Raw genomic sequence first — 16,753 nt, forward strand, 5'->3', positions numbered from 1 at the left:
TGGGTATGACAAAAATCCTCCGCCCCGTCGTGTGCTGTGGATGACCGAGCCGCCGTGGACAATAGCCGAACACCTGTACGACTATCGACCGACACGCCAGAACGGATGTTCTAATCCCTGCTCAGCGCAGCCGCGACGGCACCCGATCGGGGTACGTCGCGACCACCGCGCGCCAGATCGTGGCGGTGTCGACACCCTGAGCGATGGCTTCGTCGATCGTCCGCCCGCCGAGCGCCGTGAAGGCGTGATCGGCCGCGATGCTGCGGGCGTACGCGGAGCCGAAGCTCTGTTCCAACCGTTCCCAGAAGTCTGTCAGCCGCACCGGCGAAGGATACCCACGGGCGGGATCGTCACCCCTCAGGCGACAGCGGCCGCCGCGATCCGGAGATCGTCGACGAGCCCGCGATAGGCCGTCTCCCGATCGTCGGCCCGCAGCACCGCCGACGGGTGGATGGTGGCCAGCGCCTGGATCTGCGCCACCGGGAAGTCCTCCGGATGCTGGGCCGACGCGGGCCACGGCATGAGCTGGCCGCGCGACCGGGTCACCCGGAACGACGGACCGAGCAGCGCCTTGCCCGCGGTGGCGCCGAGGATGACCACCAGCTCCGGCTTGAGCAACGCGAACTCGGAGACGACCCAGGGCCGGCAGGCGGTGATGTGGGTCGTCTCCGGGGTCTGGTGGATGCGCCGGGCGCCCCGCTGGACGAACCGGAAGTGCTTCACGGCATTGGTGATGTACAACTCAGCGGGGTTGATGCCGGCGTCGTCGACGGCGGTCCGGAGCAACCGGCCGGCCGGGCCCACGAACGGCAGGCCGTGCTGGTCCTCGACGTCACCGGGCTGCTCACCGACGAAGACGATCCGCGCGTCCGGGGCGCCGCGGCCGAACACGGTCTGGGTCGCGTTCTCGTGGAGCTCGCAGCCGTGACAGTCCGCCGCCGCCGACTTCAACTCGTCGATGCTCCGGGCGTGCGGAGGTACCCACTGCTGCGCGCCCACCGGCGCTTCCGTCCTTGGCATGGGAACGTTCTACCCCTACCCACCGACAAGAACCGGCCCGGTCACCTCATCGGGGCGGCGGCTCCCGCGGGACGGACGGCGGCCGCGATCGCTCCGGCCAGGTCGTCGATCTCCCGGTGGCCCAGCGAGCTGATCGTGACGCGGATCCCCGGTGGGGACTCCAGGCGGAAGTAGGTGCCGGGAGCGACCGCGTACCCCCGATCGCGGAGGCCGGTGACCACCCGGGTCTCGTCCGGCACCGGCACCCAGACGTTGATGCCGGTGTCGCCGTGAGCCTCGACACCTTCCGCGCGAAGGGCATCGCGCAGGCGGCGACGCGCCCGCCCGTAGGTCTCGCGGGCCCGGGTCACCTGGTCGGTCGTCGCGGGGTCCTGCCACAGCCACAGCAGCATCCGCTGCAGGACGGTGGAGACCCAGCCGGCGCCGATCCGCATCCGCCCGGCCACCCGGGCGACGGTGGTCTCGTCGCCGGCGAGCACCGCGATGCGCAGGTCCGGGCCGAAAGGTTTCGAGGCGGACCGCACGAAGGCCCAGGAGCCGGTCACCGGGCCGATACAGTGCGGCGGGCGATCGGCCAGCTCGGCGGCGTGATCGTCCTCGATGACCACGACCCCGGGATGGCCACGCAGCAGCCCGCGCAGCCGCTCGGCACGGTCCGCGCTCACCGCGGCGCCGGTCGGGTTCTGCGCGCGGACGGTGACCACGACGGCACGGGCCCCGGAGCGCAGCGCGGCCGCCAGCGCCTCCGGATCGGGTCCCTCCTCGTCGACCGCCACCGGCACGGCCCGCAGGCCCAGGGCGGCCAGCAGATCGATCAGAGCCGCCCAGCCCGGATCCTCGATCGCGACCGCGTCACCCGGGCGCAGGTGGGCGCCGAGCACCCGCTCGATCGAGTCGAGCGCGCCCCCGGTGACCACGATCTCCGCCCCGTCGACCGGCACGCCCTCGCCGAGCAGCCGAGGGCGGGCCGCGTCGGACAGCTCGGGCATGGTGGAGGCGGACGCATATCCGTGGGGCTGCCCGAAGCGGGACGCGACGGCGGCCAGGGCCGGTGCCAGGGACGGCAGCAGATGCGGGTCCGGCTCGCCGGTGGAGAGGTCACGCAGGCCGGCCGGGATCGGCGTGCGCAGGGCGGACCGTGGACCGGTCACCGCGGGACGGGACCGGACCCGGGTGCCCCGCCGGCCCTCGGTCTCGATCACGCCGCGCTGCCGCAGCTCCTGATAGGCCTTGGCGACCGTCGCGGGGCTGACGTGCAGAGCGCCCGCGAGGACGCGCACCGGCGGCAGCGCCGCCCCGGCCACCCAGTCGCCCCGGACCACGCCCGCTTCGATGCTGGCCGAAATCTCGGCGGCGTTCTCGCCGTTGACCTGATACTGTTCTGCCACAGTGAAGATTGTGTACTAGTACAGCCACCGAAGCAAGCCGAAACCCCGACCGGGGAGGATCCGATGACCGATCTCTACACCCCCACCCCGCGGACGATCCCCCACCGCACCCGCGCACGCATGAGCTACGACCGCGAGCCGGCCCATGCCATCCTCGACGAGGCGTATGACTGCGCGGTGGGTTTCGTCGTCGACGGCGAGCCCCGCGTCCTGCCGAATCTGCACGTCCGGGTGGACGGCACGCTTTATCTGCACGGCTCCACCGGCTCACGGCTCGGGCTGGCGGCACGCGGTGCGGGCGTTCCGGTGTGCGTGTCCGTGACCGTGCTCGACGGCCTGGTCTATGCCCGGTCCCAGTTCAGCCACAGCGCCAACTATCGCTCCGTGGTCATCCACGGCACCGCGCGCCCGGTCACCGAGGAGGCGGAGAAGCTCCGGGTGCTGACCGCCCTGACCGAGAAGGTGGGTCCGGGCCGGGCGGCGGACAGCCGGCCACCCACCCGGCAGGAGCTCGCCCAGACCACCGTGCTCGCGCTCCCGCTGGAGGAGGTGTCGGTGCGGGCCCGGTCCGGCGGCGTCAACGACGATCCGGAGGACCTGGACCAGCCGCACTGGGCCGGCGTCCTCCCGCTGCGCGTGGTCACCGGGCCGCCGGAGACCGCGCCGGGTGTCGCGGCCGCGCCCCCGCCGTACCTTCCGGGTTCCCCCTCGCCGTGGCAGACACCGGTCCTCCTGGAGGGCCGTCACGTGCGGCTGGAGCCGCTCACCCCCGGTCATGTGCCGGCGCTCTTCGAGGCGCTCGACGACGAGGAGGTCTGGCGGCACATCCCGTTCCCCCGGCCACGGACCGCCGACGAGCTGGCCGAGGACGTCGCCGGGGTGCTGCGCGGCCAGTGGCTGGGCCAGCGTTCGGCATGGGCCCAGGTCGACCCCACCACCGGCACGGTGATCGGGATGACCACCTATCACGACATCGACGTCACCCTGCGCGCCGTCGGCATCGGCCACACGATGGTCGGCCGCCGATGGTGGCGGACCGGGGTGAACACCGAGGCCAAGCTGTTGCTGCTGGAGAGGGCGTTCGACGTGCTCGGCGCCGAGCGCGTGTTCTGGTACACGGACGTTCGCAACGAGCGCTCCCAGCGGGCCATCGCACGTCTGGGCGCCAGCCGGGACGGTATGATCCGCCGCCAGCGCCGGCGGCCGGACGGCACCTGGCGCGACACCGTGCTGTTCGCCATGACCGTGGACGAGTGGCCGGCCGCAGCGCAACGCCTCCGGGACCGATTGGCAGCGGGCTGACCCGCGTTTCGAGAAAGATTGACCGATGCTGGGCATCACCGACTTCTGGACGTACGTCCTCGGCGTCGTCGCCATCATCCTGCTCCCCGGGCCGAACTCGATCTTCGTGCTCTCGGTCGGCGCACAGCGGGGCATCCGTGCCGGCTACCAGGCGGCCGCCGGCGTCTTCCTGGGCGACGCCGTGCTGATGATCCTCTCCGCGACCGGTGTCGCCTCGTTGCTGAGCACCTATCCCGCGCTGTTCCTGGTGCTGAAATACGCCGGCGCCGCCTACCTGGGCTGGGTGGGCGTCAACATCATCCGCAGCGCCGGGAAACGGTGGCGGAGCCGTGCCGAGCCCGCCGTCACGGTCGCGGAGGAGCCGGCGGCCGGCCTGCAGCGGCCGTTCCGGCGTGCCGCGGTGATCAGCCTGCTCAATCCGAAGGCGATCCTGTTCTTCGTCTCGTTCTTCATCCAGTTCGTCGAGCCCGGCTATCCGCATCCCGCGCTGTCGTTCCTGATCCTCGGCGCGGTGGTGCAGTTCTTCAGCGGCCTCTACCTCACGGCGCTGATCTTCGGTGGCCGCTATCTCGCCGGCCAGTTCCGGCAGCGGCGCCGGCTCGCGACCGGGGCGACCACCGCGGTCGGCGCGCTGTTCGTGGGCTTCGGCGTCAAGCTGGCGACCGCCAGCGTCGGTTGAGGCGACGGTGATCAGCGGCGGCCCAGGCGCGGGGCCGGCGGGGTCCGGTCGGTGTAAAAGGTCCCGCGAATCAACTGGATCTTGACGAGATCAGCGGCCCAGGTCTTCTCCGGCGTGCTCCAGCCCAGCGCATAACCGCGGCCGTCGAGGACGAACCAGCGGATCCCGGAGTGCCGAGCCGCCCCGGCCGCCGAGCGGTACCGGAACTCCCAGTCGGCCGCCCTGTGCAGCAACGGCACCGGGACGACACCGACCAGGGCGTAACCGGGCAGGCTCCGCGCGCCCGCGAGGCGGCGGGCCTCGGCCTGGGTCGCCGCCAGCGGATCGGCGCCGGGATCCCGTCCGGTGTCCAGGCTCATCACCCTGGTGTTGCGCGGGCTCCGGAAGCAGTAGGTGGCACCGGCCCGCTGGTACGTCCACCCGTCGGGTACGGCGATGTGGAAACCGGTTCCGTCGGTGAAGTAGGACCAGCCGGCCTGCAACGTCCATCCGTTGACGCCACGGGCCGCGCCCTTCTGCGGGGTGACAGGCAGGCCGGGGGGCGGTGCGCTGTCGCAGAGCGCCGGCGAGAACGGCTTGCGCTCGACGGTCGCCGGCACGGACGCGGACGGCCCCGGCGCCGATCCGCCCGCCGACGGACCCGGTAGGAACAGGGCTGATCCGGCCGCGGACGGGATCGGCGAGTTCGGGCCGGCGCCGGACGGGCCTGGCGGGATCTGCCCGGGGCCGGGGCCGGATGATGCGGCCGGGCCGGGTCCCGCGGGTTCTCCACCATGCCCCGCCGAGAAGCCGGGCATGCCGGTGGGCAGCGGCGCTCCCGGTGCCGGTGAGAGCTGCGAGGGTACGGCGGTGGACGGCGCCCCCGCCGACGGGAAGAAGACCTGCGGCCGGGGCTCGTTCAGTTCCGCGACGTAACCCGTCAGCAGGCTGCCCGTGGCGAGCAGCAGAACCAGGGCCGTGACGGCGAGACGGGCCTGGGTCACCCGGACCCGCAGCCGCCGCGCCGTCCCGGTGGAGGCGGCCGGGGTGGCGAGCACGAGGGCCTGACCGGGCGGCGGGGGCAGCGGGGTGGTCTCCGGTTCGGCCGGATCCGCCACGATCGGGTCGGTGATGGCAGCGGCCAGGGGCGGCCCGCCCATCGGTTCCCGTTCGGCTGATCCGCTCTGCGGCCTCGCCTCCACCGGTCCAGCCGGAACAGGACCGGCTGGCGGCCTCGTCGCGGCGGATTCAGCCGGAGCGGATGCGGTCTCCGGCTTCCCTTCGGGTGGATCAGCCGGAACGACAGCCCCGGCGGGACCGGCCAGAACGGAAGCCTCAGGCGCACCGGACGGAGCGGCCGGCGCCGGTTCGGCGGTGCGGCCGGCCGACGGCCGGCTCTCGTCCGGCGCGTCACGGTCCACAGGTGGTGGAGCGTCCGTTCCGGGCGAGCGAGAACCACTGACGACGGCGCCCGACGGCGAACGTGGCGCGGGCACCACCGGCGACACGGCACGGTTGCCGGGCGGCTGCGGCGTCACCGCCGGCGGTTCCCCGGCCCGGACCGGCCGGGGCTGCGGCGGGGCAGGTCTCGCCTGGGAGCGGGGCGACGGACGGACGGCCGCGGCAGCCGGTCCCCGCCGGGTCACCCCTGGTGGCGCCGCGTGCCTGCGCCGCCGCAGCCCCGCGTCGTCCGCGGGGACGCCGACCCCCGAGCCGCCGGACGCCACCGGCAGCACATCCGGTTCCGGGGCGTCGCCGGCGGATCGGCGGGCACGGTCCCGGCGCCCGCCCGGGACCGGGGCCTCCGGCGCGCCGGCGTACACGATCATGTGGAGGCGGCGTTCGATCTCGGGAACCGTCAGGCGGGCGGCCGGCTCGTAGCGCAGCAGACCGTCGAGGACCGGGGTCAGCGGCCCGGCCCGGAGCGGCGGGTCGGGCGGCTCGGTGGCGAGGGCGGCGAGGGTCGCCATCGCTGTCTCCCGGGCGTACGGGGACCGGCCCTCGACCGCGGCGTACAGCGTCGCCCCCAGCGACCAGAGGTCGGATTCGACGGTGGAGGCGCCTTCCCGGGCCCGTTCCGGGGAGACGTACTGCGGTGAGCCGACGATCAGCCCCGGAGCCGTCACGGAGCCGTCGTCCACGAACGTGGCCAGACCGAAATCGGTCAGCACCACCCGCCCGTCGGTTCCGATCAGAACGTTGTGCGGCTTGATGTCGCGGTGCAGGACCCCGGCCTGGTGCGCGGCGTCGAGCGCGTCCAGGACGGCCAGGCCGATCCGGGCGGCGATCGCCGGATCGTACGGCCCCTGGTCGTGCAGGACCTGGTGGAGCGACCGGGACGGGACATATTCCATGACGATCCAGGAGAGGCCGTCGGCGTGCACCACGTCGTAGATCCGGACAACGTTGGGATGGTTCAGCCGGGCGGCGCTGCGGGCCTCGCGAAGCGTCCGCTCCCGGAGACGATCCTGTTCCGCGTCGGTCATCCAGTCCGGCGGAATGATCTCCTTGACGGCCACGTCGCGGTGCAGCATCTCGTCCCGGGCCAGCCAGACCCGGCCCATCCCACCCGCGCCGACCGGTTCCAGGAGACGGTACCGACCGGCGACGAGCATCTGCCTGACCGCCATCGGCACCCACCCATCACGTCGGGTATCAGGATAATCACGCACAGACCGCCCAAGAAACGACGATCACCCGGTCCCCGCGTGCGGCTCGTACGACGCGAGATCGCTTCACCGAACTCACCCCGTACGCCGCAGGGGTTGAAGACGGGGAACCGTGGGCGGCCGGAAAATCTTGGTGGGCCGCCGCGCCCGGGCCCCGGTTTTTGTCATACCCGCGAGGCAGGATGTGAGGCGTGCGAGAGGTGCTCGAGAAGTTCGGTCCAGCCACACGTGAGTGGTTCACGGCCGCCTTCGCCGCGCCCACCGCCGCTCAGACCGGGGCGTGGCGGGCGATCGGCGCGGGCCGCAATGCCCTGGTGGTGGCGCCCACCGGGTCCGGCAAGACGCTGGCGGCGTTCCTCTGGTCGCTCGACCGGCTGGCCCGTGAGCCGCTGCCCGAGGAGCCCCGGCAGCGGTGCCGGGTGCTCTATGTGAGCCCGCTGAAGGCGCTGGCGGTCGATGTGGAGCGCAACCTGCGCGCGCCGCTGACCGGCATCCGCCAGGCCGCCGGGCGGCTGGGCCTGCCCCCGCCGGACATCACCGTCGGCATGCGCACCGGCGACACCCCGGCGGACGAGCGGCGCGGCTTCACCCGGACCCCACCGGACATCCTGATCACCACGCCGGAGTCGTTGTTCCTGCTGCTCACGTCGGCGGCCCGGGAGTCGCTGCGGGCCGTCCAGACGGTGATCATCGACGAGGTGCACGCCGTCGCGGCCACCAAGCGGGGCGCACACCTGGCCCTCTCCCTGGAGCGGCTGGACGCGCTGCTGGAGACACCGGCGCAACGGGTCGGCCTGTCCGCGACGGTGCGGCCGATCGACGAGACCGCCCGGTTCCTGGGCGGCGCCCGCGATGTGGAGATCGTGCAGCCGCGCAGCGCCAAGACGATCGAGGTCACGGTCGAGGTCCCGGTGGAGGACATGACCCGGCTCGACGAGCGGCCGGATCCCGATCAGGACGATCCGGGGGCGGGCCGGCACACGCCGTCGATCTGGCCGGCGGTCGAGGAGCGGGTTCTCGACCTGATCGAGGCGCATCGGTCGACGATCGTGTTCACCAATTCCCGGCGCGGATCCGAGCGGCTCTGTGCCCGCCTCAACGAGCTGTCCGCCGAGCGCGCCGACCCGAGTCTCGCCCAGGCGGTCACCGGCGGCCGGACGCCCGCGGAGATCATGGCGCAGGCCGGCGGCACCCGGGGCGCGCCGCCGGTGGTGGCCCGAGCCCATCACGGCAGCGTCTCCCGTGAGGAGCGCAAACAGATCGAGGAGGCGCTGAAGTCCGGGCTGCTCCCGGCGGTGGTGGCGACCTCCAGCCTGGAGCTCGGCATCGACATGGGCGCGGTCGATCTGGTGGTGCAGATCGAGGCGCCGCCGTCGGTCGCGGCGGGGCTGCAGCGCATCGGCCGGGCCGGGCACCAGGTCGGCGCGGTCTCCCGGGGCGTCGTCTTCCCGAAGCATCGCGGTGACCTGCTGTCCTGTGCCGTGGTGGCGGAGCGGATGGGCGACGGCGCGATCGAGGAGCTGCGCTATCCCCGCAATCCGCTCGACGTGCTCGCCCAGCAGATCGTCGCGATGGTGGCCCTCGACGAGTGGCAGGTGGACGATCTGGCCGCCCTGGTCCGCCGGGCCGCCCCGTTCGCCGAGCTGCCGTCGTCGGCGCTGCACGCGGTGCTCGACATGCTGTCCGGGCGCTATCCGTCGACCGCGTTCGCCGAGCTGCGCCCGCGCCTGGTCTGGGACCGGGCCACCGACCTGCTCACCGGCCGCCCCGGCGCCCAGCGCCTGGCGGTGACCAGCGGCGGCACCATCCCGGACCGGGGGACGTTCGGGGTCTTCCTCGCCGGTTCCGAGCGGGCCTCCCGGGTCGGCGAGCTCGACGAGGAGATGGTCTACGAGTCCCGCGTCGGTGACGTCTTCCTGCTCGGCTCGACCTCCTGGCGGATCGAGGACATCACGCCCGATCGGGTGCTGGTCTCCCCCGCGCCGGGCGCTCCCGCGCGGATGCCGTTCTGGAAAGGGGATTCGCCGGGCCGGCCGATCGAGCTGGGGCGGGCCATCGGCGCCCGGCTGCGCGGGCTGGCCAAGGCCGGCGACGAGGCCGCCACGGCAGCGCTGCGCGAGTCCGGGCTGGACGAGTGGGCGGCCGGCAACCTGATCTCCTACCTGCGCGAGCAGCGGGAGTCGACCCGGCATCTGCCCGACGACCGGACCATCGTGGTCGAGCGGTTCCGCGACGAGCTGGGTGACTGGCGGATGACCGTGCACTGTGTGCTGGGCGCCCGGGTCAACGCGCCGTGGGCCCTCGCCATCGGCCGGCGGCTCAGCGAGCGGTTCGGGGTGGACGGCCAGGTGATGCCCTCCGACGACGGCATCGTGGTGCGCCTGCCGGACACCGCCGACGAGCCGCCCGGCGCCGAGCTGATCGCCTTCGACCCGGAGGAGATCGCTCAGCTGGTCGAGGAGACGGTCGGCACGTCGGCGCTGTTCGCGTCCCGGTTCCGCGAGTGCGCCGCCCGCTCGCTGCTGCTGCCCCGCCGTGATCCACGCCGCCGGCAGCCGCTCTGGCAGCAGCGGCAGCGCTCGGCGCAGCTGCTGGAGGTGGCCCGCGAGTTCGCCGACTTCCCGGTCACTCTGGAGGCGGCCCGCGAGTGCCTGCAGGACGTGTTCGACGTGCCCGGCCTGGCCGGCCTGATGCGGGAGATCTCCGGCCGCAAGGTGCGGCTGGTCGAGGCGGAGACGGCACGGCCGTCGCCGTTCGCCCGGTCGCTGCTCTTCGGTTACGTGGGGGCGTTCCTCTACGAGGGCGACGCGCCACTGGCCGAGCGGCGGGCGGCCGCGCTGACCCTGGACTCGACGTTGCTCGGCGAGCTGCTCGGCCGGGTCGACCTGCGGGAGCTGCTCGATCCGGAGGTGGTGACCGAGACCGAGGCGCAGTTGCAGTGGCTCACCACGCAGCGGACGCCGCGGGACGCGGAGGACGCGGCCGAGCTGCTCCGGCTCCTCGGCGACCTGTCCGCCGACGAGCTGGCCGTGCGCGGCGTCCCGGAGGAGTGGGTGGAGGCGCTCGCGGCGGCGCGCCGGGCGATCCGGGTCCGGGTGGCCGGGCAGGACCGCTGGATCGGCATCGAGGACGCCGGCCGCTATCGGGACGCGCTCGGCGTGGCGCTGCCGGTCGGCGTTCCCGAGGCCTATCTCGAGCCGGTCGCCGATCCGCTCGGTGACCTGGTCGCCCGGTTCGCCCGGACGCACGGGCCGTTCGCGGCGGCGACCTGTGCGGCCCGGTTCGGCCTCGGCGTCTTCGTGGTCGAGCAGGCGCTCAAACGCCTCAGCGCGACCGGCCGGGTCACGTCCGGCGAGTTCTCCCCCGGCGGCGCGGGCACCGAGTGGTGCGACGCCGAGGTGCTGCGGATGCTGCGGCGGCGGTCGCTGGCGGCGCTGCGCCGGGAGATCGAGCCGGTGCCGCCCCGGGTGCTGGCCACCTTCCTGCCCCGCTGGCAGCAGGTGGGCGGCAACGCCCGCGGGATCGACGCGCTCGCCGCCGCGATCGAGCAGGTGCAGGGGGTGGCGGTGCCGGCCTCGGCGTGGGAGCGGCTGGTGCTGCCGGCCCGGGTCGCCGACTACACGCCACCCCAGCTGGACGAGCTGTGTGCCGCCGGCGAGGTGCTGTGGGCCGGCTCGGGTTCGATCACCGGTGGGGACGGCTGGGTGACGCTGGCCTATGCGGAGAGCGCCCCGCTCCTGCTGCCTCCGCCGGACGAGGATTTCGCCGCGACCCCGCTGCACCAGAGTGTGCTCGCGGTGCTGGAGGACGGGCAGGCCCTGTTCTTCCGTTCGCTCTCGGACCGGGTCGGCTCGACCGACGACACCGGGCTCGCCGCTGCCGTGTGGGACCTGGTGTGGGCCGGGCATCTGACCAACGACACGTTCGCGCCGCTGCGGGCCCTGCTCGGCGGCAGCGGCGCGCACCGGGCGAAAGCCGCGCCGGCCCGCGCCCGCTATCGGCGCCCCGGCCGCCCGAACCTGCCGGCTCGCGGCGGGCCGCCGAACATGGCGGGCCGCTGGTCACGTCTGCCCGAGCGGGATCCGGACCCGACCCGGCGGGCCGCGGCCGTCGCCGACGTGCTGCTGGAGCGGCACGGTGTGGTGACCCGCGGCGCGGCCGTGGCGGAGGGGGTGAGCGGCGGGTTCGCAGCGGTCTACCCGGTTCTGGCGGCGCTGGAGGAACGCGGGGCGGCGCGGCGTGGCTATTTCGTCGAGGGTCTCGGCGCGGCCCAGTTCGCGGTGCCGGGGGCGGTCGACCGGCTGCGGGCGCTGACCGAGCCCGACGAGGAGCGGCGCGGCGGCGCACCGGCGGTGGTGCTGGCGGCGACGGATCCGGCCAACCCGTACGGTGCGGCGCTCCCCTGGCCGGAACGCATCGTGGACAGTGGTGACGGCGAGCCGACCGCCAAGGCCGGTCACCGGGCCGGCCGCAAAGCGGGCGCCCTGGTGGTGCTGTCCGGTGGCGATCTGGCGCTCTACGTGGAACGCGGCGGGCGGACCCTGCTGTCGTTCGTGGACGACACCGAGGCGCTCGGGCGGGCGGCACACGGACTCGCGGGGGCGGTCCGATCGGGCGCGCTCGGCCCCCTGTCGGTGGAACGCGCCGACGGTGAGTCGGTGCACGCGTCGCCGCTGCGGGACGCGTTGACAGCGGCCGGTTTCCGTACGACGCCCCGTGGTCTGCGCCTCCGTGCCTGACCCTCGCCGCCCGACGAGGCGGCGAGGGCGGGCGGCCGGGTCAGAGCTGCGGCACGACCTCGGAGGCGACCAGGTTGACGTGGTCGATGTCGGACAGGTCGAGGACCTGCAGGAACAGGCGGGAGGCGCCGGCCTCGGCGTACCGGCGGATGATGTCCACCGCCTCGGCCGGGGTGCCGACGACGCCGCCGTTGGCGCGCATCTCCTCGGGTTCGCGGCCGATCGCGGCGGCGCGGCGGCGGACCTCGGCGTCGTCGCGGCCCACGCAGAGGACGGCGGCGGCGGAGAAGGCCGGGTGCTCGGCGCGGCCGAGCGCGTCGGAGGCGGCACGGACCCGGTCGAACTGTGCCGGGATGTCCTCGATCTTGGAGAACGGGACGTTGAACTCGGTGGCGTAACGGGCCGCCAGGTACGGCGTGCGCTTCTTGCCGTGGCCGCCGACGATCACCGGCGGGCGGGGCGACTGCACCGGCTTGGGCAGCGCGGGCGAATCGCTGATCCGGTAGTGCTTGCCGTCGAAGTCGTAGGTCGAACCGGCAGGGGTCTCCCACAGCCCGGTGATGATCTCCAGCTGCTCCTCGAGACGGTCGAACCGCTCGCCGAGCGCCGGGAACGGGATGCCGTACGCCGTGTGCTCCTCCTCGAACCAGCCGCCGCCGAGGCCGAACTCGATCCGGCCACCGCTCATCGCGTCGACCTGGGCCACCGCGATCGCGAGCGGGCCGGGCAGCCGGAAGGTGGCCGAGCTGACGAGGGTGCCGAGCCGGATCCGCGAGGTCTGGACGGCCAGCGCGGCCAGTGTGATCCACGCGTCGGTCGGGCCGGGCAGACCGGACACTCCGCCCATCTTGAGGTAGTGGTCGGAGCGGAAGAACCCGTCGTATCCGCCGTCCTCGGCGGCCTTGGCGACCCGCAGGAGATCGTCGTGGGTGGCGCCCTGCTGGGGTTCGGTGAAGATCACGAGACGCATGGATCAACACTGCCACGCCACTCCGGCGCGCCCGCCCCACATCGACCAACAACAGGCAGTAACGTTGACCACCATGGCCGGTTATGGATGGATCAGTTTCACCACCGATTACGGCACTTTCGACGGCTTCGTCGCCGCCTGCCATGGGTCGATCGCCCGCGTCGCGCCCGATGTTCGAGTGATCGACGTCACGCATCATGTCCCGCCGGCCGACGTCAGCCGCGGCGCCGCCGTCCTGGCGCAGACCGCCCCCTTCCTGCCGGCCTCGGTGCATCTCGCGGTCGTCGACCCCGGCGTCGGCACCGCCCGCCGCGGCGTCGTGCTCACCACGCCGAACGGCCTGCTCGTCGGCCCGGACAACGGCCTGCTGATCTGGGCGGCCGAGGCGCTCGGCGGCATCACGGCGGCGCACGAGCTGGACAACGAGGACTGGCGGCTCGGCGACGTCGCCCGGACCTTCCACGGCCGTGACGTGTTCGCCCCGGCGGCGGCCCGGCTGGCGGCCGGCGCGGCGCCCGCGGAGGCAGGCCCGGCGGTCGATCCGGCGACCCTGATCCGCCTGCCCGACCCGATGGTCACCGTCGGCGACGGCTGGATCGAGGCGGAGGTGCTGACCGTCGACCGTTTCGGCAACGTGCAGTTGGCGGCGGAGGCGTCCACGCTGTCCGGGATCGGCTCCGAACTCCTGGTCAACGGGAACGTCCGGGCCCGCCGCGGCACCACGTTCGCCGACGTGGGCGTGGGCGAGCTGCTGGTCTTCCCCGACTCCGCCGGGCGCGTCGCGATCGCCGTCAACAACGGCCGCGCCGTGGTGCTGCTCTCCGTCGTCCCCGGCGACACGGTCCGCATCACAGCACGCTGAATCAAACCCTCATCCGGTACGGGCCCCGCGAAGTCCCCTGCCTCGCGGCGGCCCCGGCAGGCGTCCCCTTACGACCGTCCCGCGGGTGTGGCCCGTGCATGCCCCTTGCGGTCACCCCGGCAGGCGTCTCCTCACGACCGTCCCACGGGTGCGGCCCGTGCATGCCCCTTACGGTCACCCCCGGCTGGCTCTCATGGCCGTCTTGGCGCTGTTGAGACAGCCACCACAACCAGCCGGACAGACCCGCTCGGCACCGTGGTCCGCCGTAGCCGGATCAATGACCGGATGCCGCGGGCTACGGCCAGTGGGCCTCGGTCCGGCGGGGTCACCACGGTCGCGCCGAGTCCGGGAGGACAGACACCCACGTCCACGGGGACGCCCCGCCGCGCGTGGACAGGGCGAACGGGGCGCGAACCGGCGGATCGTGTCATGAACCGGCAGAATGGAGGCATGCCGGAAGGGGACACCGTCTGGAACACCGCCCGCGTGCTGGAGAAGGCTCTGACCGGGGAGGTTCTGACCGGCTCGGATTTCCGGGTGCCGCGGCTGGCCACCACCGATCTCGCCGGCTGGGCGGTCGCCGAGTCCGCGAGCCGGGGCAAGCATCTGCTGCTGCGGCTCACCCGGGACGGCAGGCCCTCGCACACCCTGCACTCGCATCTGCGGATGGAGGGCGCCTGGCGCGCGTACGCCCCCGGGGAACGCTGGACCGCCCGCCCCGCCCACCTGATCCGGGTGGTGCTGCGGACCGCCCGGTCGGTGGCCGTCGGCTACCACCTGCACGAGGTGACACTGATCCCCACGTCCGCGGAGGACTCTCTGGTCGGCCATCTCGGCCCGGATCTGCTCGGCGCCGACTGGGATCCGGCCGAGGCGGTCCGCCGGATCACGGCCAAGCCGTCGGCCAGCATCGCCGAGGCCCTGCTCGACCAGCGGAACCTCGCGGGGGTGGGCAACCTCTACAAGGCGGAGACGCTCTTCCTGCGCGGCCTGTGGCCGTGGACGCCGGTCGCCGACGTGCCGGATCTCACCGGCACCGTCGAGATGGCGCAGAAGCTGGTGGCGTCCAACCGGGGCCGCTGGACGCAGACCACCACCGGTTCGCTGCGCAAGGGCCAGACCAGTTATGTGTACGGCAGACGCGCTCAGCCGTGCCGCCGATGCGGCACGGCCATCCGCAAGGCCGAGCAGGACGAACGGGTCACCTACTGGTGTCCGCGCTGCCAGCCGGAGCCCGCGGCCCGCTGACCCGTTGCCACGGGTTCGTCCGGCTGGCTCTCAGGGGTGTCTCAACCCCGCCGAGACAGCCCGGAGAACCAGCCGGGGGTGACCACGCATGGCCCGCTCCCGCGGGACGGCAGGGAGGGGAAGCCTGCCCGGGCCGCCGCGAGGCACGGGACGTCGAGTGGACCGGAGGGTCAGCCGGCCGCGGCAGACGGTGACTGCGGCGGCACCCGGACCTCCGCGGCCCGCAGCTCGGCGAGGGCCTCCGCGAGACCCCGCAACTGGTCCGTGGCGTCGAGCAGGCTGGTGTGGCCGGGATGCCGGACGTCGGCGATGGGATGCCCGTCCTCCGCGACGTAACTGGCCGCGGCGACGACGAGGTCCTCATATGCCGTGACGCCCTCGATGAACTGCTCGGTGAGCCCGGCGTGCGACTCGGCCAGCGGCTCGCGGCGGCCGGCCGGGCCGAACGGCATCGCCTTCTCCACGCTCGCCACCCGCTGGCCCAGGTCGCGCAGCCACCGCTCGGCGGTCGCCGCCTCCAGCAGGGCGGCCTCGCCGGTGCCGGTGAGGCGGCCGGCGAGCCCGGCCATCGCGGTCGATGCCCGCTCCAGCCGGTCCCACGCGTCGGCGATCGCGGAGCCGCGCAGCACGTAACGGTTGCGCTGGCGGCGGACCTCCCGCACCACGGCCTGCCCGGTGGGGAAACGCTCGAGGGCCTTGGTGAGCCGGTCCTCGGGGAGGCTGGGCGGCGGCGCGGGGGTGGCGGCGAGCTCCCGGTGGTCGCTCCAGCGCCACCAGGCGAGCACCGCGGACCCGCCGGCCGCGGCCGCCCAGGCCGCGTCGGCGAGACCGATGCCCGCATAGGGCGTGAGGACCGCGGCGGCCGCGGTCAGGCCGCCGCCCAGCACGCTCCACCGCCGCGCCGAACCCCGCAGCCGCTTGAGCCGCCGGAAATACTTGGCCCGCTCGTCCACCGTCGATCCTCTCCTCGTCGCCTGCGATGTCAGCCCGCGGCGCTGGTGTCGCCCCGCTTCTGGTTGAGGCTGGCGCGGATCTCGTCGAGCCGGGCCACGCCGGCCGGGTCAGCGGCCGGGGTGGCGGGCTGCTCGACAGCCGGCCGCTCGGTGGCGCCGCCCAGTTTCTCCCCGGCCATGCTGGCCCGGATCTGCTCCAGCCGGGACGAGCCGGCCAGGTCCAGACTGGATTTCTGGACCTCGAGCATGCGGCCCTCGACCGAGTTGGAGGCCAGCTCGGCACGGCCCATGGCGTTCGCGTAGCGCTGCTCGATCTTGTCGCGCACCTGGTCGAGCGACGGCGTGTTGCCCGGCGCGGCGAGCTCCGACATCGACTCCAGCGACTTGGCGACGGTCTCCTGCATCTTGGCCTGCTCGAGCTGGCTGAGCAGGCGGGACCGCTCGGCGATGCGCTGCTGGAGCACCATCGCGTTGTTCTCGACGGCTTTGCGGGCCTGGCCGGCGGCGGCGAGCGCCTGGTCGTGGAGGGTCTTCAGATCCTCCATCGACTGCTCGCCGGAGACCAGCTGGGTGGCCAGCGTCTGCGCGGTCGACTCGTACTTCTGCGCCTCGGACTCGTCGCCGGCGGCCCGGGCACGGTCGGCGAGGACCAGGGCCTGGCGGGCCATGCCCTGCAGCTTCTCGACCTCGGACATCTGGCGGGACAGCTTCATCTCGAGCTGACGCTGGTTGCCGATGACCGCCGCGGCCTGCTGCACGAGAGCCTGGTGCTGACGCTGGGCGTCCTCGATGGCCTGCTGGATCTGGACCTTCGGGTCGGCGTACTCATCGATCTTCGCGCCGAAGAGCGCCATCATGTAGTGCCAGCCCTTGACGAACGGATTCGCCATCTCGTGGTGTCCCCTCAATGTCGCTCTACCGGACGCGTCACCGTGGTTTTCATC

The 16,753-nt window shown here is 73.5% G+C and carries 12 protein-coding genes; 5 read left to right on the forward strand and 7 right to left on the reverse strand.

All coding sequences use genetic code 11. The features are described from left to right. Positions 1-121: 121 nt before the first annotated feature. From ACZ3II_RS15615 to ACZ3II_RS15625, 3 genes are read right to left on the reverse strand one after another with little or no spacing between them, the layout of a single operon-like run. Positions 122-322: a DUF3046 domain-containing protein gene (locus ACZ3II_RS15615; protein ID WP_465518319.1), complete on the reverse strand. Its 201-nt coding sequence runs from the start codon at positions 320-322 to the stop codon at positions 122-124. A 35-nt stretch (positions 323-357) separates the two neighbouring features. Continuing rightward, positions 358-1,020: a UdgX family uracil-DNA binding protein gene (locus tag ACZ3II_RS15620; protein ID WP_465518320.1), complete on the reverse strand. Its 663-nt coding sequence runs from the start codon at positions 1,018-1,020 to the stop codon at positions 358-360. Positions 1,021-1,061: 41 nt separating this feature from the next. Continuing rightward, positions 1,062-2,408 carry an aminotransferase class I/II-fold pyridoxal phosphate-dependent enzyme gene (locus ACZ3II_RS15625; RefSeq protein WP_465518321.1) on the reverse strand — a complete coding sequence of 449 codons (1,347 nt, stop codon included), beginning with the start codon at positions 2,406-2,408 and terminating at the stop codon, positions 1,062-1,064. Between the two features lie 63 nt (positions 2,409-2,471). Here ACZ3II_RS15625 and ACZ3II_RS15630 point away from each other — a divergent pair, with 63 nt between their 5' ends. After that, positions 2,472-3,710 carry a bifunctional pyridoxamine 5'-phosphate oxidase family protein/GNAT family N-acetyltransferase gene (locus ACZ3II_RS15630; protein ID WP_465518322.1) on the forward strand — a complete coding sequence of 413 codons (1,239 nt, stop codon included), beginning with the start codon at positions 2,472-2,474 and terminating at the stop codon, positions 3,708-3,710. Between the two features lie 25 nt (positions 3,711-3,735). Continuing rightward, positions 3,736-4,389 (forward strand): leucine efflux protein LeuE, encoded by a 654-nt coding sequence (gene leuE, locus ACZ3II_RS15635; RefSeq protein ID WP_465518323.1) that lies wholly within the window; start codon positions 3,736-3,738, stop codon positions 4,387-4,389. An 11-nt stretch (positions 4,390-4,400) separates the two neighbouring features. On the opposite strand, the gene ACZ3II_RS15640 is transcribed toward leuE, so the two are convergent. Further along, positions 4,401-6,998, reverse strand: coding sequence for a serine/threonine-protein kinase (locus ACZ3II_RS15640; protein WP_465518324.1), 2,598 nt, complete (start codon positions 6,996-6,998; stop codon positions 4,401-4,403). Positions 6,999-7,237: 239 nt separating this feature from the next. On the opposite strand from ACZ3II_RS15640, the gene ACZ3II_RS15645 reads away from it, so the two are divergent. Continuing rightward, a complete protein-coding gene (locus ACZ3II_RS15645; RefSeq protein WP_465518412.1) occupies positions 7,238-11,776 on the forward strand; it encodes an ATP-dependent helicase in 4,539 nt (1,512 codons plus the stop codon). 40 nt (positions 11,777-11,816) lie between these two features. Here the strand turns inward: ACZ3II_RS15645 and ACZ3II_RS15650 are convergent, their stop codons facing one another. Then, positions 11,817-12,746 carry an LLM class F420-dependent oxidoreductase gene (locus ACZ3II_RS15650; protein WP_465518325.1) on the reverse strand — a complete coding sequence of 310 codons (930 nt, stop codon included), beginning with the start codon at positions 12,744-12,746 and terminating at the stop codon, positions 11,817-11,819. 73 nt (positions 12,747-12,819) lie between these two features. Here ACZ3II_RS15650 and ACZ3II_RS15655 point away from each other — a divergent pair, with 73 nt between their 5' ends. Next, positions 12,820-13,608: an SAM hydrolase/SAM-dependent halogenase family protein gene (locus tag ACZ3II_RS15655; protein ID WP_465518326.1), complete on the forward strand. Its 789-nt coding sequence runs from the start codon at positions 12,820-12,822 to the stop codon at positions 13,606-13,608. A gap of 450 nt (positions 13,609-14,058) precedes the next feature. After that, a complete protein-coding gene (locus ACZ3II_RS15660) occupies positions 14,059-14,856 on the forward strand; it encodes a DNA-formamidopyrimidine glycosylase family protein (protein ID WP_465518327.1) in 798 nt (265 codons plus the stop codon). A gap of 170 nt (positions 14,857-15,026) precedes the next feature. Here ACZ3II_RS15660 and pspM read toward each other — a convergent pair whose 3' ends face one another. Beyond that, positions 15,027-15,842, reverse strand: a complete 816-nt coding sequence (gene pspM / locus ACZ3II_RS15665) for a phage shock envelope stress response protein PspM (protein ID WP_465518413.1) — start codon at positions 15,840-15,842, stop codon at positions 15,027-15,029. Continuing rightward, positions 15,839-16,699 carry a PspA/IM30 family protein gene (locus ACZ3II_RS15670; protein WP_465518328.1) on the reverse strand — a complete coding sequence of 287 codons (861 nt, stop codon included), beginning with the start codon at positions 16,697-16,699 and terminating at the stop codon, positions 15,839-15,841. The genes pspM and ACZ3II_RS15670 overlap by 4 nt, the downstream gene beginning before the upstream one ends. Positions 16,700-16,753 lie beyond the last annotated feature (54 nt).

The sequence above is a fragment of the Actinoplanes sp. NPDC019969 genome (assembly GCF_055562375.1).